The 21,303-nt window shown below is 60.3% G+C and carries 25 protein-coding genes; 11 read left to right on the top strand and 14 right to left on the bottom strand.

The genetic code is table 11. The features are described 5' to 3' along the window. Positions 1-34: 34 nt before the first annotated feature. The 3 genes from AC0L2Z_RS07985 to AC0L2Z_RS07975 all read right to left on the bottom strand — a co-directional run bounded on the left by AC0L2Z_RS07985 (position 35) and on the right by AC0L2Z_RS07975 (position 2,902). Positions 35-169, bottom strand: a complete 135-nt coding sequence (locus tag AC0L2Z_RS07985) for a glycosyltransferase (protein WP_473627449.1) — start codon at positions 167-169, stop codon at positions 35-37. A gap of 946 nt (positions 170-1,115) precedes the next feature. Next, entirely contained in the window at positions 1,116-1,310 is a 195-nt protein-coding gene (locus AC0L2Z_RS07980; RefSeq protein WP_287327481.1) for a hypothetical protein, read from the bottom strand. Between the two features lie 11 nt (positions 1,311-1,321). Further along, positions 1,322-2,902 (bottom strand): DUF4214 domain-containing protein, encoded by a 1,581-nt coding sequence (locus AC0L2Z_RS07975; protein ID WP_473627438.1) that lies wholly within the window; start codon positions 2,900-2,902, stop codon positions 1,322-1,324. 272 nt (positions 2,903-3,174) lie between these two features. Between AC0L2Z_RS07975 and AC0L2Z_RS07970 the strand changes: the two genes are divergently transcribed. Further along, entirely contained in the window at positions 3,175-4,341 is a 1,167-nt protein-coding gene (locus tag AC0L2Z_RS07970; RefSeq protein WP_084833738.1) for a glycosyltransferase family 4 protein, read from the top strand. A gap of 93 nt (positions 4,342-4,434) precedes the next feature. Continuing rightward, positions 4,435-4,890, top strand: a complete 456-nt coding sequence (locus AC0L2Z_RS07965; RefSeq protein WP_023799568.1) for an NUDIX hydrolase — start codon at positions 4,435-4,437, stop codon at positions 4,888-4,890. Positions 4,891-4,948: 58 nt separating this feature from the next. On the opposite strand, the gene phnF is transcribed toward AC0L2Z_RS07965, so the two are convergent. Then, entirely contained in the window at positions 4,949-5,734 is a 786-nt protein-coding gene (gene phnF / locus AC0L2Z_RS07960; RefSeq protein ID WP_023799567.1) for a phosphonate metabolism transcriptional regulator PhnF, read from the bottom strand. Then, positions 5,731-6,912 carry an alpha-D-ribose 1-methylphosphonate 5-triphosphate diphosphatase gene (locus AC0L2Z_RS07955; protein WP_287227135.1) on the bottom strand — a complete coding sequence of 394 codons (1,182 nt, stop codon included), beginning with the start codon at positions 6,910-6,912 and terminating at the stop codon, positions 5,731-5,733. Before AC0L2Z_RS07955 ends, phnF begins: the two co-directional genes overlap by 4 nt. Positions 6,913-7,032: 120 nt before the next feature. Between AC0L2Z_RS07955 and AC0L2Z_RS07950 the strand changes: the two genes are divergently transcribed. The 3 genes from AC0L2Z_RS07950 to phnE all read left to right on the top strand — a co-directional run bounded on the left by AC0L2Z_RS07950 (position 7,033) and on the right by phnE (position 9,506). Further along, the gene (locus AC0L2Z_RS07950) at positions 7,033-7,890 is read left to right on the top strand and encodes a PhnD/SsuA/transferrin family substrate-binding protein (protein ID WP_473627437.1); all 858 of its coding nucleotides are present in this window, start codon (positions 7,033-7,035) and stop codon (positions 7,888-7,890) included. A 79-nt stretch (positions 7,891-7,969) separates the two neighbouring features. Further along, on the top strand, positions 7,970-8,719 hold the full coding sequence (locus AC0L2Z_RS07945; protein ID WP_023799564.1) for a phosphonate ABC transporter ATP-binding protein: 750 nt from the start codon (positions 7,970-7,972) through the stop codon (positions 8,717-8,719). Continuing rightward, entirely contained in the window at positions 8,712-9,506 is a 795-nt protein-coding gene (phnE, locus tag AC0L2Z_RS07940; protein ID WP_287227132.1) for a phosphonate ABC transporter, permease protein PhnE, read from the top strand. Before AC0L2Z_RS07945 ends, phnE begins: the two co-directional genes overlap by 8 nt. Positions 9,507-9,575: 69 nt before the next feature. Here phnE and AC0L2Z_RS07935 read toward each other — a convergent pair whose 3' ends face one another. Continuing rightward, a complete protein-coding gene (locus AC0L2Z_RS07935; protein ID WP_473627436.1) occupies positions 9,576-10,685 on the bottom strand; it encodes a calcium:cation antiporter in 1,110 nt (369 codons plus the stop codon). Between the two features lie 395 nt (positions 10,686-11,080). Here AC0L2Z_RS07935 and AC0L2Z_RS07930 point away from each other — a divergent pair, with 395 nt between their 5' ends. After that, positions 11,081-11,737, top strand: coding sequence for a TerC family protein (locus tag AC0L2Z_RS07930; RefSeq protein ID WP_128167821.1), 657 nt, complete (start codon positions 11,081-11,083; stop codon positions 11,735-11,737). Positions 11,738-11,847: 110 nt separating this feature from the next. Here AC0L2Z_RS07930 and AC0L2Z_RS07925 read toward each other — a convergent pair whose 3' ends face one another. Next, positions 11,848-12,978, bottom strand: a complete 1,131-nt coding sequence (locus AC0L2Z_RS07925) for a site-2 protease family protein (protein ID WP_128167820.1) — start codon at positions 12,976-12,978, stop codon at positions 11,848-11,850. Between the two features lie 446 nt (positions 12,979-13,424). Continuing rightward, on the bottom strand, positions 13,425-13,862 hold the full coding sequence (locus AC0L2Z_RS07920; protein WP_287138799.1) for a CBS domain-containing protein: 438 nt from the start codon (positions 13,860-13,862) through the stop codon (positions 13,425-13,427). A gap of 220 nt (positions 13,863-14,082) precedes the next feature. Between AC0L2Z_RS07920 and AC0L2Z_RS07915 the strand changes: the two genes are divergently transcribed. Continuing rightward, complete coding sequence (locus tag AC0L2Z_RS07915) at positions 14,083-14,493, top strand: DUF427 domain-containing protein (RefSeq protein WP_473627435.1); 411 nt, start codon at positions 14,083-14,085, stop codon at positions 14,491-14,493. A 59-nt stretch (positions 14,494-14,552) separates the two neighbouring features. Here the strand turns inward: AC0L2Z_RS07915 and AC0L2Z_RS07910 are convergent, their stop codons facing one another. Together AC0L2Z_RS07910 and AC0L2Z_RS07905 are read right to left on the bottom strand one after the other, a co-directional pair. After that, positions 14,553-14,966, bottom strand: a complete 414-nt coding sequence (locus tag AC0L2Z_RS07910) for an HD domain-containing protein (RefSeq protein WP_287244669.1) — start codon at positions 14,964-14,966, stop codon at positions 14,553-14,555. A gap of 149 nt (positions 14,967-15,115) precedes the next feature. Beyond that, positions 15,116-15,370 (bottom strand): hypothetical protein, encoded by a 255-nt coding sequence (locus AC0L2Z_RS07905; RefSeq protein WP_023799556.1) that lies wholly within the window; start codon positions 15,368-15,370, stop codon positions 15,116-15,118. A gap of 251 nt (positions 15,371-15,621) precedes the next feature. Here AC0L2Z_RS07905 and AC0L2Z_RS07900 point away from each other — a divergent pair, with 251 nt between their 5' ends. After that, on the top strand, positions 15,622-15,963 hold the full coding sequence (locus AC0L2Z_RS07900; protein WP_128167818.1) for a hypothetical protein: 342 nt from the start codon (positions 15,622-15,624) through the stop codon (positions 15,961-15,963). A gap of 62 nt (positions 15,964-16,025) precedes the next feature. Here the strand turns inward: AC0L2Z_RS07900 and AC0L2Z_RS07895 are convergent, their stop codons facing one another. From AC0L2Z_RS07895 to AC0L2Z_RS07880, 4 genes are all read right to left on the bottom strand, one after another. Then, complete coding sequence (locus tag AC0L2Z_RS07895) at positions 16,026-17,432, bottom strand: PAS domain S-box protein (protein ID WP_023799554.1); 1,407 nt, start codon at positions 17,430-17,432, stop codon at positions 16,026-16,028. A 169-nt stretch (positions 17,433-17,601) separates the two neighbouring features. Continuing rightward, a complete protein-coding gene (locus AC0L2Z_RS07890) occupies positions 17,602-17,766 on the bottom strand; it encodes a DUF3309 family protein (protein WP_023799553.1) in 165 nt (54 codons plus the stop codon). Between the two features lie 363 nt (positions 17,767-18,129). Next, positions 18,130-18,351, bottom strand: coding sequence for a hypothetical protein (locus AC0L2Z_RS07885; protein WP_023799552.1), 222 nt, complete (start codon positions 18,349-18,351; stop codon positions 18,130-18,132). A gap of 8 nt (positions 18,352-18,359) precedes the next feature. Beyond that, positions 18,360-18,542: a hypothetical protein gene (locus AC0L2Z_RS07880; RefSeq protein ID WP_084646754.1), complete on the bottom strand. Its 183-nt coding sequence runs from the start codon at positions 18,540-18,542 to the stop codon at positions 18,360-18,362. A gap of 170 nt (positions 18,543-18,712) precedes the next feature. On the opposite strand from AC0L2Z_RS07880, the gene AC0L2Z_RS07875 reads away from it, so the two are divergent. The 3 genes from AC0L2Z_RS07875 to AC0L2Z_RS07865 all read left to right on the top strand — a co-directional run bounded on the left by AC0L2Z_RS07875 (position 18,713) and on the right by AC0L2Z_RS07865 (position 21,158). Further along, positions 18,713-19,144: a hypothetical protein gene (locus AC0L2Z_RS07875; protein WP_023799551.1), complete on the top strand. Its 432-nt coding sequence runs from the start codon at positions 18,713-18,715 to the stop codon at positions 19,142-19,144. A 337-nt stretch (positions 19,145-19,481) separates the two neighbouring features. Then, positions 19,482-19,688: a hypothetical protein gene (locus tag AC0L2Z_RS07870; protein ID WP_023799550.1), complete on the top strand. Its 207-nt coding sequence runs from the start codon at positions 19,482-19,484 to the stop codon at positions 19,686-19,688. Between the two features lie 63 nt (positions 19,689-19,751). Continuing rightward, the gene (locus AC0L2Z_RS07865) at positions 19,752-21,158 is read left to right on the top strand and encodes a Do family serine endopeptidase (RefSeq protein WP_473627434.1); all 1,407 of its coding nucleotides are present in this window, start codon (positions 19,752-19,754) and stop codon (positions 21,156-21,158) included. The last annotated feature ends 145 nt before the right edge of the window (positions 21,159-21,303 follow it).

Below are 21,303 nucleotides of genomic sequence, written 5' to 3'. Positions count from 1 at the left end.
TCCTGGCGTCCCAGGTTCGCCGCCCGCCTGCATATCAAGAAAGGCCGATGATATGGGCTGCAAGCGCTTCCGGGTCATTCTTTTCAACCACGACGCCATCGCCAGTCGATTCCACGATTTCGGTCATGCCGCTGACGCGAGTGGCTACGAGAGGAGTACCATTCGACAGCGCCTCGACAGGCTCATTCCGAAGGACTCGCTGAGAGATGGATTATCAGAAGCGTTGCTTCGGCATATCGCGCGGCCATTCTTCGTAGGGCAGGGTGCCAACGAAGCTCAGAGTGGGATCACGCGCAGCGCGGCATAGTAGGGACCGGGGTATGCGCTACCGTTGTGGTAGAAGCGAGCGAGATCGCAGACTTCGCGGTCCACTCAGGTCAATCAGGAACTCACGAGGAAGCGTTGCCGATGGGGCCGACGATCTCGCGGCGGGACTTCAGGACAGGCCGCGATAACGGTCTGCCAAGCTTCAATCAGCGTGTGAATGCCTTTTCGGGCGACACACGGCCAACGAATAATACTTTTCCTGGTATTTCGCGCTACGGCGACGTCCTGGTTCGCGGGGGCGCTCCATTCGGCAGGACTGCGAAAATTGTGCCCATTTCAGCAAAGCACGTGCGCCGCCGTCACGACATGTTCTGAGCACCCACGGTGAGATCGCTGGCGCGAGGGCTCGGTTCATCGCGTGGCGGTCAAGTTCTGCAAGCCAGTCACAATGCATGTGCAACACGATTGCTGCTTGCGGCGCCCCCTATCGAATGGCGGGCATGCGGAAAATTCTGGGTGTGGACCACGTCGGGCGATAGACGGCGTATTGTCCGAATGGCTTGGGCGAGAAAGTCGAATGCGTAGAGACTTTGTGCCACCAACGGCGACCGCGGCCAGGGGCGTGACCGTGTCAAAAGGCTAGCTCAGGATTACGACTTTCATCGAGCCCGCAGCCTATGGCGCTGGTCCATTTTTACGAGCGTCTCCAAATGCAGTTTGTCCAACGCGGCCGCGATGGCACCGGCGGATATCCAGATTGTGCAGTAATCACAACGCCTGTCGCCGCAAGGAGGCAGAAAGCCGAATCAAGATGCATGGGATCGATTTCCTCCCGCTGGATAATGGCGTCAGGTAGACCCCTCGTTTACCGGAGCAGCCAGAATATTGGGCACCACCATGGCGAGCGCCGCAATCCCGAACGCCTCGGGGCCAAGGTGCCGCGCCAGCACCACAAATACACCGAGCATAGCGATCTGTCGGCCCCAGCTATCGACTGCGGCCCAAACAGCGCCAGTCACGACCTGTCGGCCAAAAAAAATCATTGGACCGCCAGCTAAGGCTCGTTGGCAAACAGAACCGTGTGTCTGGAGCGAAACTCATACGAATGGATCAATTCCGCCACGATCTGTTCTCCACTCGCCTTGTCGCTGTCCAGTTTCGACACGTAAGCAGAAAGTCCCTGGCCGTCTGGCTCCCGTCCCAGCAATGTCCGATAGAGAAGGGCCACGTATTGCGCGTTTCCAAGCCCAACCGGCTGATTGTCAGTCCTGAATTCGACCGAAAGCAACATCTTCGTCAGTAATGGAACGATCGATGGATCCTTCTTCATCGCGATGACCTCGCGCCACTGCTCGGCCGGAGACGGCATGCGACGCAGGACCAGGCAGTAAGCATATGCAATCTGGTTGGCGTGGTTGAAGACAGACTTGTCGAACGCATCAAGCGAACAGGGGTGAAATGCCCCGATGCCGGGAACGCGGGGCACCGACATCTGGTCAGCAGGCGGCAAGCTCTCCGTCGCGGCCATTGACGAGCTCGAGCCTGCATTGCCGTTCGCAATGGTCCTCTTTACGGCATCGTATGCCGGCTTTCGCCCGCTCGGCGCCCATAGCCCTTCGCCGCGCTTCTTCAGGCGCACGAGGCCCATAAAGGCCTCGTAGCTTGGCGCCCAGTACGGCTCGTCGAGCAGTTCGTAGATATGGGCAGCTTCCAATCCATATGGAGATTGATATCGGCGCAGCAGCGTCATCGTCTGGACTAGAGCGTCCGCCTGCTGCTTTTCCCCTCGTTGGCTGCCCCCGGCATAGTTGAATTCGGTCAGCCAGATTGGACGACCGAGAGTGGCCAGGAACTTGAATGCTTCCTCGGGGTCGCCCTCGTAAAGGTGCCAGACCGAGATATCCCATCTGATGCCGTCCTGCAGCATGCGGGTGAACGCTGCGCGGTGGCCCCAGCCGGCCGTTCCCATTGCTTTTCGTATGGTCGGATCCACTGCGATGGTTGCATCCGACAGGCCGCGCAGCACTGCGCTTGCCTTTGCCCAGCGCGGACTGAAATAGTCGGACGTCTCGGTGCCGCCGGCAGGGCCCCAGGAGCAGTTGTATTGGATTCCGTTGTCCTGCATCTCGCAGGGCATCAGGATGGCGTAGTTCTCCATCTCGTTGCCAAGCTCCCAAACGCGGATGTCGTCCTTGAAGCGGGATACCAGTGTCGACGCGAGATCGTAGGCTTGCGCATAGAGGTCATCGACGGTCCCATTGTCGAGGTCCAGGTCGGGCGTGATTACCGGCAGGATCTGGACTCCGCGCTGCTTGCCCGCCTTGACCAGTTCGGCAAGTTTGTTGGCGCTGTCGGCGCTGGAAATGTTGACCCGATACGACTTCATGCCGAGGTCGCTGACATAGTCGAGTTGCTGTTCGATCGATATCCCGGGATAGGCGTTGAAGGGATGGCCGTTGACCCCCCAGAGCAGATCCGCTGCGCCCGAAGCTGTCATGCCAAGCAGGCATGCCAGGGCTGTCCAAAGACGTCTGGTCGCGGCGACGGCCCGTCCAACGGAGCCTGGTTGCAATGGATTGGTCGGGCGCTGCATCAGCGCGAACTTGCCTGTTTTGCGCCGGACATCATGCGGCATCACTCCACTCGCTCAACTCGCCTGACATCCATCCGAGCACGACGATTGAGATCTGCCGCGCTGCCCAACGCAGTCTATCAAAACCGCGCCACGCAGAACCTCACACATTTGGCGTAAACGCCGATGATTGGCCTCGCCATTCGGATGAGAGCTGCCGGGAAGCCTTTTCGGGCAAACGACCGGGTACGTCCCAAAGGCCAGGATGACCCTGCTGTCCTGGTCGTCCAAAGTCGTGCAACTGAGGCATGGCGCTGGTGACCAAAAACCCTGTGATGGCACGACATTGGACAATCAACGGCCGTTTTCTCGCGCAACCGACCACCGGAGTTCAGCGGTACGCACGCGAGATCGTTTCGGCGCTGGACGCCTTGATCGTGGGCCAGGCTGCCTTGACACGGGATCTCACGGTCGAGTTGCTGGTCCCGCCGGGGGCGCTTGACAAATTGCCCCTGGCAGCGATCCGTGTCCGGACTGTCGGCAGCTTTGGCGGGCATTTATGGGAACAGGCTGTGCTTCCGGCCTGTCTTCGCGGCGGGCTGCTTAGCCTCTGCAATACGGGCCCTTTGACGGTTCGTCGACAAGTGCTGTGCATTCACGACGTCAATACACGGGCATGCCCGCAGAGCTATTCATTTCCATTTCGGCTTCTCTACCGCACCTTGGTTCCTGCCTTGGGCCGGGCCGCGCATAAGATTACGACGGTATCGAAATACTCTGCGGGTGAACTGGCGCGCAATGGCGTGTGCCCGGCGGCAAAGGTCGAAATTGTAGGCAATGGGCATGAGCATGCGTTGCGATGGGCTCCTTGCCACTCGGAACAAACACTGGCAGTGGCCGGCCCTGGTACGATCGTCGTGCTTGGCAGTTCTATCCCGCACAAAAATGTCGGCTTGATCATCGGCATGCACGAGCGTCTTGCCGCGGCGGGGCTGCAGATTGTTGTTGTCGGCGCTTCAACGTCCCGCGTTTTCGCCAGCAGCGGCGACCAGAAATCGCCGAACGTCATTTGGCTGGGAAGAAGGTCGGACGCAGAACTCGGCGCGCTTCTGCGCGATTGCCTATGCCTCGCGTTCCCCTCCTTGGTCGAGGGTTTCGGGCTGCCGCCCCTCGAAGCTATGGCACTGGGATGTCCGGTGGTCATGTCGGACCGTGCCAGCCTCCCCGAAATCGGCGGCGATGCGGTCTTGTACGCATCACCTTGCGACGAGAATGCGTGGTTCGATTGTTTTATGCGCCTGGTCCACGAAGAAGGCCTCAGAACCAAATTGATCGCACGCGGTCGCGCCAGGGCGGCGCGATTTCAGTGGGCCGCGTCAGCTCAGCGCTATCTGGAGCTGATGGCCAGCGTGGATGGATTTCCAGAAGTGCCGCCACCACCGCCTGGGGTAGTCGAATGCAATCCGAATGAGCGACTTGCGGCGGCGGCTAGTATCAATTGAGGTATCTCGAGTCTAACGGCATCTGCCATTCAGGCGCATCATTCCCGTTCAGCCTGCCTGCGATGACAGGCTGGATTCCGGAGGCATGAGGCGATGGCGAAAAGAAGTGCGGGCATCCTGCCTTACCGCAGATCGACCAACGAATTGCAGGTGCTGCTTGTCCATCCGGGCGGGCCGTTCTGGCAAAGCCGCGATCTCGGCGCATGGTCGATCGCAAAGGGCGAGTATGGTGATGACGAACAGCCGGAAGCCGCGGCGCGTCGCGAATTTGAGGAGGAAACCGGCTGGGAGCTCTCGGGAGCACTGCTTCCGCTAGGGGAACTGCGCCAGCCCGGCGGCAAGCTTGTTACGGCCTTCGGCGCCGAAGGCGATTTCGATGCCGGCACCTTGCGCAGCAACATGTTCGAGATGCGATGGCCGCCGCGCAGCGGCCGCATGCAGACTTTTCCTGAGATCGATCGCGCAGGGTGGTTCGGCCTCGAAATGGCCCGGGAAAAGTTGCTTGTCGGCCAGCGGCCTTTTCTCGACCGGCTTGTGGTGTCTGTCTAAGGGTCGACCCAATTGCCCGACTGACGTCCTCAACTGGTCGTGTTGACATGCGCCATAATCAGAAGACGAATTCGACGGATGTCAGCGGCCAGCAGCCGCGGGTCCATTCGATTGGTACGCCGCTGCGGTCCTCGTTGACAGCATTGATGCGGAATACTGGCGTTCCGGGCGTCAGCCGCAGGATTTCCGCTTCATCGGGGGATGCAAAGCCGCCACTGATGCGCGTCTCGGCCCGCCGGTAGTTGTCGATGCCATGCGCGCGGAAAACATCGGTCACCGACTGACGCACATCGTATCTCTGCTCGAAGTCGGGGAAGAGATGCGCCGGAAAGAACTTGGTATTGACGTAAACTGGCTGCTTGTCCGACGTTCTGATCCGGCACAGCCGGATAATGGTGGTGTCAGGTGCGAGACGCAACCGTTCCACCACGGCCGCTTCGGCCGGTTCCCGGACGATCAGCAGCGTATTGGTGCCGATTTCCTGGCCGTGGGCTTCGAAATTGTCGAGAAAGCGCTGTCCGTCGCGAACAGTGAATGTCGAGGGCAGGTTTCGCACGAAGATACCGACGCCCTTGCGGGCGGTGAGGTGGCCCTCATGCTGTAACTGCTGCAGCGCCCGGCGAAGCGTAATGCGGGTGACCGCGAATTTCTCTGCCAGATGCGTTTCTCCGGGAAGCTGGCTGCCCGGCGCAAGACTGCCGCTCTCGATCAGATCGAAGATGTGATCGTAGATCTGCTGCCAGATCGGCGTATCGTTGCGTGGCCGAAAGACCAGCCCGTCAAAGGCCAGAAGGCGATTGCCATTGCGCTCGTGTGGTATTGAAATTTTCGTGTCCAAGTTCATGAAACCTTATCCACCGGCGACCGCTGTGCAGACCATCGGTCTGTGCGGGACAGCCCGGAGCTATAGACAATTTGTCCATGGACCATGGTGGCCACCACACGCGGATGCTCTGGATCGCCAGCATCGACCAGGATCAGATCCGCCCGGCGGCCGGCAACAAGCGAGCCGCGATCGTCGAGGCCGGCCACCCGGGCCGGGTTTGCCGAAACCAGATTCCAGATCGAGGGGAAGTCGCCGGCGTCTGGCGAAGACAGTCTGAAGGCCGCATGCAGAGGCGAAGGGTAGTGGTAATCGCTGGTCAGCACCGTGCAAAGTCCGGCTCTGACGGCCTCGGTGGCATTTAGCGCTCCATTATGGCTGCCGCCGCGCACGACGTTGGGCGCGCCGAGGATCACGTCCTCGCCCATTTGCCGCGCGGCCTTGGCTGTTTCGAGCGTTAGCGGAAATTCCGAGGCCTTTGCGCCGAGGGCGCGAAAATACATGCGTTCCTCGGGAGACGCTTCGTCATGGGCAAGAAGCACATTGCCATTGGCCCGCGCAGTTGCGGCCAGCTTCCCGATCGCGATCTCAACCTCGGCGCGGCGGGACCAAATCTGGCCGAGCAACGTCATGTATTGCTCGCGGCTCAAGCCAGACCGCTCCGCCATCTGACCGATCTTGCGGGCAATCGTGCCGTTCAGCACCGACCCCGTCGTGTGATCGTTGACGGCGATGATCGGCCGTGGCCAAAGCGAGAGCCATCGTACGACCTGCGCCATCTGATCAAGCGCGAAGGTCTCCCAGCGCAGATGCAGACGCGTATCGCAGCCAAGGCTATCGCGGAGATCGCAGACCGCGCCGATCAGCTGTTTGGCAGCGTCGAGCGACCGAAGTCCAGGCTCCCACGACACCGTGACGCCGTGAAAGGCCGTGGTTACGCCATTGGCGACAAGCTGGCGGTCCGTATCTTTCAGCGCCAGCGCGGTGTCGAAGCGGACACCGGGCCGCGGCATGATCTGGCGCTCGAAGCCGTCGCCGTGAATATCGACGATCCCCGGAAGCACGAGCAGACCATCGGCATCGATTGTGGAGGCATGGGCCGCTCGCAGCTCTGACAGGGCGCCGCCGGTGACGCTCAGGTCCGCGGTTTCAAGTCCCCGTTCGGTTAGGATGCGACCACCCTGGATGTGCCAGTTCACTGTATCCCTCAAAAAAGCAAAGGCTGCCGGTGGCGCCGGCGAAATGTCACGAGCACGTCATCTGCTGCGTATACGGATTAGCGGGTAACAGTTTCCTGTCTATACAGCAAAGGAAAAACGATGATCCGCAGCATCGCAACCGCACTCGCCCTGACGCTTGCCTCCGCCGTTCCAGTGTTTGCGGAGCCAGTGAAATTCGCGGTAACCGACATGGAGGGACTGGAGGCTCTTCAGCAGGAATTCGGTGCTTTCCAGACCGCTCTTGAGGAGGCGACCGGCCTGGATGTCGAGCTGTTTCCGGTCAGTTCGCGGACCACCGCCGTCGAGGCGATGAATTCCGGGCAGGTCGATCTTGTCCTGACCGGTCCTGCAGAATACGTCGTCATGAAGGAATTAAGCCAGCCGAAGATTGTTGTCGCCTGGCAGCGCCCCGACTATTTCGCTCAGATCGCCGTGCTGGCGAATGGACCGATCCGCTCGGTCGAAGACTTGATGGGCAAGAAGGTCGCATTCGGCTCGGTCGGCTCGACCTCCCAGCACCTCGGCCCCGCGCAGGCGCTGGCCGATTTCAACCTGAAATATGCCACCGATTACGAACCAGTAATCATATCGCGCAACATCGCGGCTGAGGCTCTCATCCGCGGCGACATCGCCGCTATCGGCTTGAATTTCGGCTATCTCAACTCGGTCCGGGAAGCATTCCCCGACGTTGCCTTCTCGGTCATCGCACGGGGCCGCGATCTGCCGAACGACATTCTTGTCGCCCGCAAGGACATTTCAGATGACGTGTTCGTCAAGATCCGCGATGCCTTTGCGAAGAATGGCAATGAGCTGATGAAAGCGATCCTGACCGGCGAGGACAACCAGAAATTCAAGGGCGGTTTCTTCCTGACTGATGTCAGGGACTCGGACTACGACTATGTCCGCTCGATGTACCGCACGATCGGAATCGAGACCCTCACCGACTTCGTAAACTGAGGCTCGCTCCTTTTCAGCGACAACGCCGGCGGCTAACCGCCGGCCTGTTTCGCAGTTCGGTCTGGGCCAAGAGGTCACTATGACAGCGATCATTCGGGCGCACGATCTTGCGAAGAGCTATGCGAACGGAAAGGTCATTTTCTCCAGTATCGGCCTCACCATAGCATCGCGCGAACGGGTTGCCCTGATTGGCTCGAACGGTGCTGGAAAATCCACCCTGCTCAAATGCCTCATTGGTCTTCTACCGTCGAGCGGTGGCGAGGTCGTCACCCTCGGCGAGAGCTTCCGCTCGGCGCCGTCCGTCGCCCAGCTGCGGCGCATACGCAGGCAGATCGGATTTGTCTTCCAGCACCACGGACTGGTCAGCCGACAATCGGTTCTTACAAACGTTTTGCAGGGCAAGCTCGGGCTGCCCGGCGGCTGGCGCGGCTGGCACCATTCCATCGCAAAGCAACACTGGCGCGAGGAAGCAATGCAGGCCCTCGCCGAAGTGCGGCTTCTCGGCAAGGCGGGCGCCCGCGCCGACGCGCTTTCTGGAGGGCAGGCGCAGCGGGTGGCGATTGCCCGTGCGTTGATCCGGCGTCCGAAGCTTTTGATAGCAGACGAACCGGCGGCAAGTCTCGACCCGGCGGCTGGACATGATGTGATGCGCGTCTTCTCCGAGCTGACCCAGGAACAGGCGATCACTTTGGTCTACACCACGCACGACATGGAGCATGCTCTCGACTACTCCGACCGCTTGATAGCGCTCAAGGCGGGCAAGGTCTTCTTCGACCGACCGACGGCGCAGGTGACCCGCGCTGATCTGAAAGACGTCTTCGATGCATGACCGCCTTTCGCTGAGCCGGATTCCATCGATCTCGCCAGTCACTTTCAGCTTTGCCGTCGCTTTGGCCGCTCTCGTGATCGTTTCCGCCGGGCAGGTCGCACCTTCGCCGGAACAACTGGCAGGCGGGGTGCCCCGAATGGTCCGTCTCGTCGGCCGCATGATACCCCCAAATGTCGAGCCAGGGTTCCTCCTGAGGGTTTTCTGGCGCATGGTCGAAACGTTTCAGATAGCGCTCGTGGGGACAGCAATAGGTGTCGTCCTCAGCTTGCCGTTTGCCTGGCTCTCGGCCAAGGACATAACCCCGATCGGCCCGTTCCGGCATATCTCCAGGATGCTGGTCTCGTTGTTCAGGACTGTTCCAGATTTGGTCTGGGCACTACTTTTCGTGTCAGCCGTTGGTCTCGGGGCGGTTGCCGGCACCATGACCATCGTCGTCGATACGATCGGCTTTTGCGGACGCTTCTTCGCCGAGGCGATGGAGGATGCCGACGAAAGACCTCAGGAAGCGCTGTTTGCAATCGGCGCCGGACGATTCTCTGTTCTGTGCGGGGCAGTACTGCCTGACGCCATGCCGTCCCTGATAAACACCACGCTCTTCGCGCTTGAAAAGGCAGTGCGCTCGTCCGTTGTTCTCGGCCTCGTTGGAGCCGGTGGCATCGGACAGGAGCTGAAGGTCGCGTTCGATCTTTTCCAATACAGGAATGCCTCGACCATCATTCTCGTGATCTTTGCCATCGTGGTGTTGATGGAGTTCGTGACGGATCGCTTGCGCTCGAAGGTCCAGTAGTTGCAGGCTAGGCATGTGCGCCGCAAATCGACAGGACGCAGCGATGGCCGAAGACGGAGGGTCGATCACCTACGGCACGAAGATAAGGAACAGATAGGCGACAAATACGACGAGATGAACGAGCCCCGTCAGCATCGTTGTTCGGCCCGTCCCAAAGCTCACGATGCTGATGGCAAGCGCGAGGATGAGAAGCACGGTATCCCCCGGACCCAGACCAAGAGTCAGGCTTCGTCCGGTGAGCAGGCTCGCCGCACCGATCGCCGGGATTGTCAGGCCGATTGTGGCGCAGGCCGAGCCGAGGGCGACATTCAGCCCTCGCTGAAGCTCGTTATTGAGCGCTGCCCGAACCGCCGATAGCGCCTCCGGCATAAGCACAAGCGCAGCGACGAAGAAGCCCACGATGGCGTCCGCCTGGGTAACTTGAAGAAACTTGAGCCCATTCTCGATGCTGCCGGCCACCTGCTCGGTCAGAAGAACGATCCCTGCCAGTCCGACAAATAAGAGGAGCACATTGGTGGTCACTTTCTCGCCCTCAGATACATGCTTGTCATGTTCCGCGCTGGACGTCAGGTCTTCGATAAAATCGCCCCGATGGCGCACCATCTGGGCAAAGACGAAGGCACCATAGAGGAGGATTGAAAGAACGCTCACGAAAGCGAGCTGCGAGGCGGAGAACGTACCGGGGCTTGTTGCAAGCGTGTAGTTTGGAAGGATCAGCGTAAGAACTGTCAGCGCCATAATGACGGCAAGCGAGGCGTTGGTGCCCTGTCGTTTGATGTCCTGATATCGATGCTTCAGCCCACCCAGAGTGAGGCAGACCCCGACGACGCCAGCGCAAACGATCATGACCGTCGAAAACACAGATTCGCGTGCCAGCGTCGGATTGTTCTCGCCGTGCAGCATCATCGAAACGATGACCGACGCTTCGATGGCCGTCACCGAAAATGTCAACAGCAGCGTGCCATATGGTTCACCGAGCCGCAGTGCGACGGCTTCTGCATGATGCAAAACCACAAACACTGTCGCGAAGATGAAGATAGCGACGACGATCAACGCCAGGATTTTGATCGAGAGCGGCGAATGCTCGATCGACGCGGCGCCGAAATGAATGAGTGCGGCCAGGCCCAAGGAGCCGATTGGGAACAGATATTTGCCGATCGGTCGCCGATGAGCAGCCAAGACGGAATTCCTTCATCGCCATCGACGGTCGCAGATCGGGTGTTGGAGAAATTTACCGAAGCGCACTGTATCAGTCTACTTGCGGCTGCCGGCCCGTTCAATGGCCGCGTGGCCGATCGACCTGGCTTAACCAGCTTGCCGAACTCGATGCCGCATATGCGGATCACAATTAAGCCTTGAGTTTTTGCGCTTGGGGCAATAGCTAGGTGCTGCCAGGCCGGGCCCCTCTGGCAGTCCATCAGGACTGCGATGTCGGACTGGAATTCCAATCCGGGTGGCCTGGCTTTGAGTTTTCCTCAGCTGTAGCGGCATTTCTCTTGTCACACGCGGTGTCCGCGTTGCTCTACGGTTATACTCGCAAGCCGCGTCACCCTAGCTGAACGCAAGGGTGCCGTATGACAGATTTTTTCAGTCCCGAAGCAATGACCGCTCTCATGCAGGTCATCATGATCGACCTGGTGCTGGCCGGCGACAATGCCATCGTTATCGGCCTTGCCGCGGCCGGACTACCCAAAGAGCAGCGCAGAAACGCAATCGTCGTTGGCATAATCGCAGCGGCCGTTCTGCGCATCGGCTTTGCGGCCGCGACAACCCAGCTCCTGCAGATCGTCGGGCTGCTGTTCGCCGGCGGTCTTTTGCTGTTGTGGGTCTGCTGGAAGATGTGGCGCGAACTCCGGCAAAACCATGCGCAGGAAGCACAGGCGATCGAAGCGCTTTCGGAAAGCGACGTCGACTACGATGGCGTCGTAGCTGGCAAGGCTCCGCGCAAGACCCTGGCCCAGGCAACCTGGCAGATCATCATCGCCGACGTCTCCATGTCACTCGACAATGTTCTGGCGGTAGCCGGTGCTGCGCGCGAACATCCGAACGTGCTGATCTTCGGCCTTGTCCTCTCCGTCGCGCTGATGGGCATCGCTGCAAACCTCATTGCCAATCTGCTTCAGAAGCACCGCTGGATCGCCTATGTCGGGCTGGTGGTCATCCTCTACGTAGCTGGCGACATGATCTATCGCGGTGCGCTTGAACTTCTGCCTCACGTTCCGGGCGCTTGAGACACAGAAAAAGGGCCGGGACGACCTTCGTTCCGGCCGATTTCTGCTTATCGCTCCGCTACGATTTAGAGCGCACTCACCCGATCCGGCGGTGAAAAGAATCCTCGTGCTCAGATCCGTGTGAATCGCGGCTTGGCCCCACGCAAACGACCAAATCGGAAGGCATCCGACACGGCTGAGCGGATCATGAGCATCTCGCCTATGGTTTCGTGTGTCATGAGCCCGACCAGCCGGTCGGAACTGTCGACGACGGCTACAGCAGGCACGTCTGCCTGCTGCATCAGCCGCAGGCTTTCCTCGAGACTTTTGCGGTAATGTATTTTCGGGATATCGTGCCGCATTGCGCTCGCGACCGGTGCGGCGGGTCCCTTTTCCTTCAATGTCCGGATCATGTCGTTGCGTGTCACCAATCCTTCAAGATGGCCAGCGGAGTCGACGACAGGGAATTCGTGCTGCGTCGTCGCGAGCAGCATCTCGATTGCCTGGTCGAGCGTCGCCGACCGTTCCAGCCGGGCGAACTCGGTGATCATCACATCCGCGACAAGGACGCTTGTGGCTACCTCCCGGATCTGTGCGTTTTGCGCTTCCGCTGCCGCGGCGAGATAGACGAAGATGCCGATGAAGATCAGTAGCGGATTGTAGAACAGCCCAACAAAACCGAAGACGAAGGCCAATCCTTGCCCGATCATGGCTGCGATCTGGGTTGCGCGCGACCACGACAGGCGGGCGGCGAGTGCGGCGCGCAGGATACGGCCGCCATCCATCGGGAAGGCTGGGATCATATTGAAGATGACCAGGAAGACATTGACCCCGGCAAGCCTGGCGAGAAAACTCATACGCGGATCCTCGATCCCGGCCATCTGTTCGACGCCCGCCGACCCGCCGAGCAGGACGAAGATCAGCGCGGCGATCGCGACATTGACCAGCGGCCCCGCGACCGCGATCACGAACTCCTGCCCCGGCTCTTCGGGCATGCGTTCGAGCCTGGCGACGCCGCCGATCGGGAAAAGCGTAATGTCCGGCGTGTTGATGCCGAAATACCGCGCAGCGGCGATGTGGCCGAACTCATGCAGGACCACGCAGGCAAAAACCGCAATGATGAAGGCAACGCCTTGCCAGGCCGCTGGCGTGCCGCCGATCTGATAGTGCGTCAGCCAGATCCAGACGAGCAGAAGCAGGAAGGTAAAGTGAACGCGCACGGTGGTGCCGGCGATCGTCCCGAGGTTCAGCGACCAACCCAAATCCGTCCACTCCGAGAGGCCCGACGTTCGCAAGAGGCCCCACCTTGGCAACAGGCCCCACCTTCGCAACAGGGTTTGGCAGGACGCTTGCAATCGTTCGAGAACATCAGGTGCTCAAGCTCATCGTGTGCGACTAAGGGCTGCCCGGCCGCGAGATGCCCGCCTCGGTGTCGCGCGGTCCCGTCGCAAGAACAGCTTATCACGACACGACATCCGGGTGAACGTCTCGGCGCGTGATCTGACGCGTCCGCGCCTGCACGATGATTTCGCCCTGCCGCGCTTTTTTCGGCGCTGAAGGACACGGTGCTTCGGATCGTTGTCATGGATGCTCCTGAACCTTTGCCGAAAACATCGCAAATGCAGAAGGCTCCGGCGGGGCGCCGGCGTTAGCCGACGCACCGCGAAACAAGTGATGTTGACCTTGCGCCGACATGTCGCGGCGTTAGTCAGTGAGCAGTCTGCGAATGCTCGCCGCCCGGCTTCGAGATGTCGCTTAAAGCTTCTCCCGCTTCTGCCGCTTCGCCATTCGTCGCGAGATCGCCAAGCGAGATGATGCCGACGAGCCTCTTGTCGCGGTTCAGAACCGGGAGCCGACGTACCTGCAGGTCGCCCATGTTTTCAAGCACATGCTCGACGTCTTCGTCATCGAAGCAATATTTGACCTCCGGGCTCATGACATCACGCACCTTCGTGTCAGGTCCCTTGCCCAATGCTACGCCGCGGATCGCGATATCTCGATCGGTGATCATCCCGACCAGCCGGTCGTGGTCGCCCACGGGCATCCCTCCGGCGTCAAGCCTGCCCATCATCTCAGCCACTTCGCGGATCGACTGTTCGGGGTTAGCGACTTGTACATTCCTCGTCATGCAGTTGCCGACCTTCATGGCAATCTCCCTTAACTTGCGAAGCCCCGCCGCCGGTTCCGGTGTCAATCTAGGAAACGAACTCTTCGGCGGTAACGTTCCCTTGAATCTGAATGCCCCGCGGGAGGTTTTACATCTGTCGCCGGCTCCCCCGATGTCGCGGCTCCAATGAGCCTAAGCGGTTGGAACCCTGACGGGCGATACGACGTTCCAGGAGATCGGCAGCCAACGGAGAAGTCGAATGCAGCCCTTAGCCGTAAATTCCACCAGCCGTCCCGGCGCGCTGACGATTACCCCGTTCAATGGAACCGTGACGGTCAGGTTCTCCGACGCGATCATTGCCTCGACAGAGCGGGCAAAAGTGCTCCATGAAGAGGGGCAAGCTCCGGTCTTCCATATCCCCTTCGAGGATATCTATTTCGACCTTCTGGAGAAAACCAACACCACAACCCACTCCCCGCTGAAGGGCACGGCCAGTTACTGGCGGGTCCACGCGGTCGGCGGAGCGGCCGACGACTTCATGTGGGCCTACGAGACGCCCGATACGCCGGCATTGGCCATCGCCCGCCATGGCGCCTTCGATCCCAGCAAGGCGCGGATCGATGCCGATCCTGCCGAGGACAAGCGACATACGCCTCACATCCCCGAATAGAGCCTCGCATGAAGGTCGCACATCGGCCGATCACGCCACAGGCGACAATCCTCTCGTCATCAGGAGAATTCTTCGTCGAGGATCCGCAGTCCGTCTTCATATTTCGATGTCGACGCGCCAATCTGCTGTGCTTGCCATAAATTGTCGGCAAGATCGGCGCGCTTGACCGGCAGCGCCAATGGGTTGGCTGCTGCTCTGCGCACGAAAGCGAGGTCGTCCTCGTGCGGCCTGCGTGTCATCGCATCGACTGCCGACACGATGGAGGTTCCGAAACCTGCCGCCTCGAGCCGCTCGCGATCCCAATCGTCGCTTTTCTCAACAACGTCATGGAGGTAGGCAACGGCCTTCTGGTCGAGCGTTTCGACGGCATCAACGACCCGGCGGCAATGCTCGATATAGGGCCGTCCGGTCTTGTCCGTCTGCCCCGCATGAGCTTGTTCGGCGATTTTTGCCGCGCGGTAAAGGAAGCTCACTGCCTCGATCCTTGCTGGCCTGTGTGATGCTGCAACCGGCCTTGTTCCGGTCCACAACATGCCTCACCGAACGCGCGACGATTGCCTGAAGTTCCACAGAATGGGCAAGGCTCCGGCGCCGAAACATCTCCAGCGCCGCGAGGGCAGCCTTACAGCTTGCTGCCGCCCTGGTCGCGGGACGCTCCATCGACAATGCCGGAACTGGGCAGAATTCCAAAATCCTGCGACTTGGCACCTTGTGCCGCTGTCAAAAATCCGTCCGCGTGGAGACCGCGCCGCAGCAACTCCCTCACGGCCGCAGACCGGCTTGGCATGCGCCTTTCGAAGCGCCAGTTTTCCAAAGCAGCCAATTCCTCCGAGGTTAGCATGATCTGCAGTCGTTCGGGTCTTTCCAGCTCGGCCATTTCTGCCCTCCAGCCGCTCAAAGTTAGTATTTGTCTAAGAAGTAGGAAAAGCCTCGTCAGCCGTCAAGACCGGCTCATTGGCCATCGGCGTGAAAGGTTCACAGTTACTGTCAAGCGTCGATCGTGTAGCCTGAGCGGTATGCTAACTTGTTGATTTTGTGTGTTGTTTGATGGATTACGCTTGTCATTCGAGCTGCTATGGCACATGCTGATCTTGAGGGACAAACCGCTCCTGAAAGGAAGGGTTTTCCATGAGAGACGGTTATTCGGCCCATTTGTGTCACGACGTTGACCTGCAAGTTTGGGCAGCCGCCCGGGATAAGGGGATACTCAATGTCACTGCGGTGGCCGAGGCTGTGCGGCTGCGAAACCTCGCAGAAAACGTTGCGCTTGAAGACGTCGAATGCCTGGTGTTGCAAGCCGCCCAGTTCTACGGGGCGGCTATGGAATTCGACAGCCTGACCGTGTTTGAACCAGGTAACGTCGATCGGCACTCGCTTGGCTGCGATGCCCTGCCTGGAAGAGGCGACGTCGATGTTCTGGAGGACAGGGCTGTTTCGCCTTATTTTCGCCCGCCGGACCAAACGCAATAAGTCTGGCCGAACACAGTCGGTCGCGGGGAAGGGCTCAGCTTCACGAGCGCGGCGAAATTCCTTCAATCGGCCGCGATTTCGGCCAGTGATGTCTGGACGAAATGCAGCGGCGCCTCGAGCGTCCAGGTGATGCCTCGGGCGTGGAACTCCAGCCGCCCGCTGCCGCTGAGAGCCTGCGGCGCCACTCGCTCGAGCACGACCAGTCCGAAACCGCGCGCCCTGACAGCGTCCAGGATTGGCCCGTCCAACTCACGCCAGACCAGTCGAAAGGTCTCAGCGCCGTCGCCCGCAGGGACCACGTGCCAATCGATCTCGACGCGTCCGCCGTTGCACGACAGCGCTCCATGTTTTGCCGAATTGGTGGCGAGTTCGTGAAAGGCTATGCCGAGATACTGGACGGCGTTCGGCTGCAGTACCACCAGTGGCCCGGCCATCGACACGCGGGACTGCGCTGCGAAGGCCTTGAGCTGTGCCTGGATGAGCTCGCCGACCGTCGCGCCGCGCCATTCGGCATTGACCAGGAGATCATGGGATTCCGAAAGCGCCATGATGCGCTCTCGAACTTGCCCGAGGAAAGCCTCAGGTGTGCTCGTCAGCTTGCTTGTCTCGCGGATCATCGAGATGATGACCGAATACTGGTTCTTCACCCGATGGTTGACCTCGCGCATGAGCAGTCGGATGCGCCGTTCGTTCTCCTTGTGGGAACTGATGTCGCGCGCGATCTTGGAGGCGCCGACGACCCGCCCGATCCCGTCGCGGATCGGTGAGACGGTGAGCGAGACCGAAACGAGCGTGCCGTCCTTGCGCAGGCGCATCGTCTCATAGGAGGGGACGCGTTCGCCGGCGCGGATGCGGCTGATGATCGAGACTTCCTCGTCGAGACGGTCAGGCGGAATGAGCATCGTCACCGGCCGGCCGATCGCCTCGGCAGGCGTGTAGCCGAACAGGCGTTCTGCAGCATCGTTCCAGCTGGTGATGATGCCATTCATGTCCTTCGAGACGATGGCGTCCATCGACGACTCGACAATGGCGGCAAGACGCATGCGGGCTTCATCGCCCAGCGTCTGCGTGCGCAGGTCGAGCAGCGTGTTGATGGCACCGACTACATTGCCCGCTTCGTCGCGAAGCAGGCGTGGGTGAGCCCTGAATGGGACCAGTTCGCCATCCGGCCGCTCCGCAATCGCCTGGTCCCAGGAGACATCCCGCCCTTCGCGCAGCGCCACGGCCATCGGACACTCGCCATGCGCCATATCCCGACCGTCCAGATGACGAAGCTTCCACGAGCCGCACCATAGGTCCCGACCGATAACAGGACGATGGCCCCAGAGTTCAGCTGCGGCTTCGTTGAAGAAGGTGATGTGTCCCTGCCCGTCGACGGTGTAGATGGCGACCGGCAGTGCCTGCATCAGATCGGCAGTGGGAATGCCCGGAACTCCGAGGCCGACATCGGCTTGTTCAACGAAGTTCACTTATGGCGCCATTCTCGTGGATTTCTGAGCGGCTATAATGCCCTTGAGCGGTTTCGGTTCCGTCCGGACAATCACGTGCGGCCCCCTTTGCCCGCAGTCGCGGCGACATTCCTGGGCAAGGCATCAGGCCCACACAGGATCATCGCCAAATTGTCCGCCTAATCGTGTACTAAATGCGCCCGAGAAGGACCAGGATAATAACGATCAGCAGCACGAGACCGAGGCCACCGCCACCATAATAGCCGGTGCCGTAGAACGGTCCACCACCCAAACCGCTGAACCCGCCAAGCAAGATAAGGATCAAAATGATGATGAGTATGGTTCCGAGGCTCATGGTGGTTCTCCCATTCGTGCGCTGCCGCGCCGTACAAGGGCACGTCCATGCGCCTGTTGATGACGGTATGAACTCCCAGAGGGGGCTTCCTGTTCCACCGGAAGTAGCATCGCTGTCGCTCGTCTAGCGGGAAAAGCCGGTAGGCTGACGAGACAGCCCGCCGGCCGGGAGCCCGCGGGCGACAGGCTTTCTCAGCCTCGGACCGCCTGGAGGAACGGCGATCACAGCAAAAATGCCTGACGCAGTCGGAAGTTGCGGCGGTGGGCCAAAGAAGGCCACAGCCACTGGCGGTGCTCACAGTCGACGGCCGGATGATGCTTGGCACCTCCATGCCGCACGCTTCGCAGGGGACGTGAATACAATTCACCTTCCTTTGTTTGCCGGCCGGGTGCCACCGCCCTTCTTTTCGGGGTCATGAGTATGGTGGCTGTCGCGTTCGCCTCCGCCGCCTGAGATCTTGCTGCGGCTGCGCAGATCGGAATCGGCTGGCGGCTTTTCTATCACCAGCGGCTCCTTGGCGTTTTCGTGCGATGCGCCAGGACCGCCATGGCGAATACTGGCGCGGGTCTTCTTCGACGTGGACATGAAATCACCTAACGGTCCTGCTGGTGGCCTTGATGGGTCGTATTGACCTTCGTGTTGCCCTGCTGGCCCTGTTTGTCGGGATTTGGGGCGGAATGGCTGTGCTGCGTTTGGTCGACAGGAACCGACTTGTTATCGCCCGGACCCTTTGGGCTCTGGTTCTCTGCCGGAACGGGTGGTGGTTTTGTGCTCATGACCGTCTCCTTTCACTAGCCAAAACAAGCAGGCCCCCCGGAAGGTTCCTGATCCGAACCGGGCGAGGGGCAAACTCCTGACATTGTCAATTCCGGCCTTGTCGGCGCGTCGCAGCGCAATAATCTTCTGTTAGGGCGTGGGCACTTCCACCTGTTGAAAGGAGCCGACCATGAAACACCAAACACTCGACCAACTGCAGACAGTTGCGAAAGTTGAGCCCTCGGCGACATACCCGACCATGACTCGGGCGCAGCGGATCGAGCGTTGGGCAGAGCTTCTCGAACAAAATCCACGGCGTTGCCTCGGAGCCCTTTCAGGCACCGAATATCTCAGTCCTGAAGCTCGTGACGTAGCGCGTGGCGCGGGGTCGCCGATCACCGTTGCCTATGAGGATCCGGTGCTGCGCGCCATGGGTCTGAAAGATGATACCTACGGTGAGGCAAAGCGCTTCTTCGAGCTAAGTGACTGGCAGTTGCACAACATCGTCTGTCACTGTCACGTTGGTGCTACGATGCAAGCGCGATGGGCTGCCGCCAGAGTCCGCCGGACGATTACCGGGAACAGACTTCTGGCCTGGCTGAGGGCAAGGTTTGTGCATTGAGGCCAGCCCAGAACGGTGACGACAAGTCTTGATCGTTCTCGTTAGCGGCTGGCCGGCAAAAGGCTGGTGGCATCGCCGGCGCCGCAGTGTTGATCGGGCCGACGCCTTGCATTCAGGGCGGCCGGACGAAGGCTCATGGCCGGGTCCCTTGTCGGGGGGCAGGAAGCTCGATTCATGTGAACACGGCCCGCGCCCCTGATCCATGCCACCACCGATGCATCGTTGGCGGAATCTCGTCCCTGTGACATGCCTGCAATCGCGTCTGGGAACTTTTCTGGAGGCACATGGTTGGAATGTGCGGCTGAAAGAATCCGGGCCTGTGCCAAGGAGGTTCGCCATGAAGCTTCGCGAGTTGATGGACCAAGTGAAGGATCTGCCCCCGGATACCCTCGTCTGTGCCGCCGAGATTGACGAGGCCTTTGCGGCCAACATTGCCGGCATAGAAACGGTAGAAGGTGCCCGGATCGAAAGCCGGAAACCGGACGGCACCGAAGCTGTCGAACTCGCCAACGGGAACGACAGGGTTGTCGTAATCCGCTGGTGAACCGCTGGCTCATGCCGGAGCGGCCGCATGCTTGATCACTGAACGCTGGAGGCGTCGCAGGCCATGTTACCGGTATTGAATAAAAGACTTTGCGCCGGCCTGATCGCCGGAACTCTGATGCTCTCGGCCGGCGGCTTTGCTCCGCTCGCAGCTCAGGAAATCCCAAACGACTTCACGGCGATCGTGCGCGAGAAAATTCCAGCCGTGGTCGCAATAACGACCAAACAGATCATCCAGGACCAGGCGACGCTGGGCGACTTTCTTAGTCCTTTCGGCAGTCCCGGCCTCGGACCGGCGCAACCGCAGGTGCGAGAGGCCCTTGGTTCCGGCTTTGTGATCAGCCCCGAGGGGTACATCGTCACCAACAACCATGTCGTTGCCGATGCAAGCGAAATTCATGTCGTATTCTCCGACAAGGAGACGTTGCCTGCGCAGCTCGTCGGCCGCGATCCGGCAACCGACCTCGCGGTGCTGAAGATCGACCCGCGGTCCAATATGACAACGACCGCCTGGGGTGACTCCGATGCAGTACAACCCGGCGCATGGACGATCGCTATCGGCAGTCCGTTCGGGCTCGGTGGCACCGTTACCGTCGGCGTGCTTTCGGCCCGTTCGCGCGACATCAATGCCGGTCCTTACGACGATTTTCTCCAGACCGACGCCTCAATCAATCGCGGCAATTCCGGCGGCCCGCTGTTCAATGCGCGCGGCGAAGTGATCGGGGTCAATACGGCCATCGTATCTCCCACAGGTGGCAGCATAGGGATTGGCTTTGCGGTACCATCCCGCACCGCCCGGAACGTCGTCGACCAGTTGATCCGCACTGGCCGGATCGAGCGCGGTTTCATCGGGGTGCGTCTCCAGGAGGTCACCCCGTCGATTGCCGAGGCGCTTGGAATATCCGGCAGCAAGGGAGCGCTGGTCGCCTCGGTCGAACCCGGCAGTCCGGCAGAGCAGGCAGGCATACAGGCGGGAGACGTGATTACACGCTTTAACGGCAAGGACATCCAGAGCGTCCATGATCTGACGCTCGCGGCTGCGAGCCAAAAGCCGGGAACAAAAACGACGCTGACACGGAACCGCGGAGGCAGCCAACAGGAAATAGCTCTGACCATCGGACAACGCAACGATGAGGAGCAACAGACCAGCGCCGTTCCGAAGTCGGAAACGGCCGACACGCGTCTTGGATTGTCGCTCAGCCCAATCCCGGATGAGGCACGCCAGCAGCTCGGACTCCAGCCGGATACTACAGGCGTGTTCGTCCAGGAAGTGGCTCCAAACAGCCTCGCCGCCGAAAACGGCGTTCAGCCCGGCGATGTGATCGTCTCGGCCAACAACCGGGATGTGACACAGCCGTCGGACATCCAAGAGGAGTGGGCGAAATCCCGCCAGCTGAACAAGCCGATGTTGTTCCGCATCAGCAGGCAAGGGCAATCTCTTTTCGTTGCCGTGGCCACGGCCAAATCTTGACGGGCCAAATCTTGACGGGCCAACTCTTGACGGGAACGCGTTAAGTTTGGCGAACGTAAACTTGGCCGAATAGATCACCCGCCTTCGCGAGAGGCGGCCTTTAGGGACGGGAACAACAGCCGACCAAGGCCGTTTCGTCCAATGA

This window comes from Mesorhizobium sp. WSM4850, from assembly GCF_055811735.1.
Note: the sequence above shows the minus strand (reverse complement) of the source record. Positions and strands in the feature narration are given on the sequence as shown.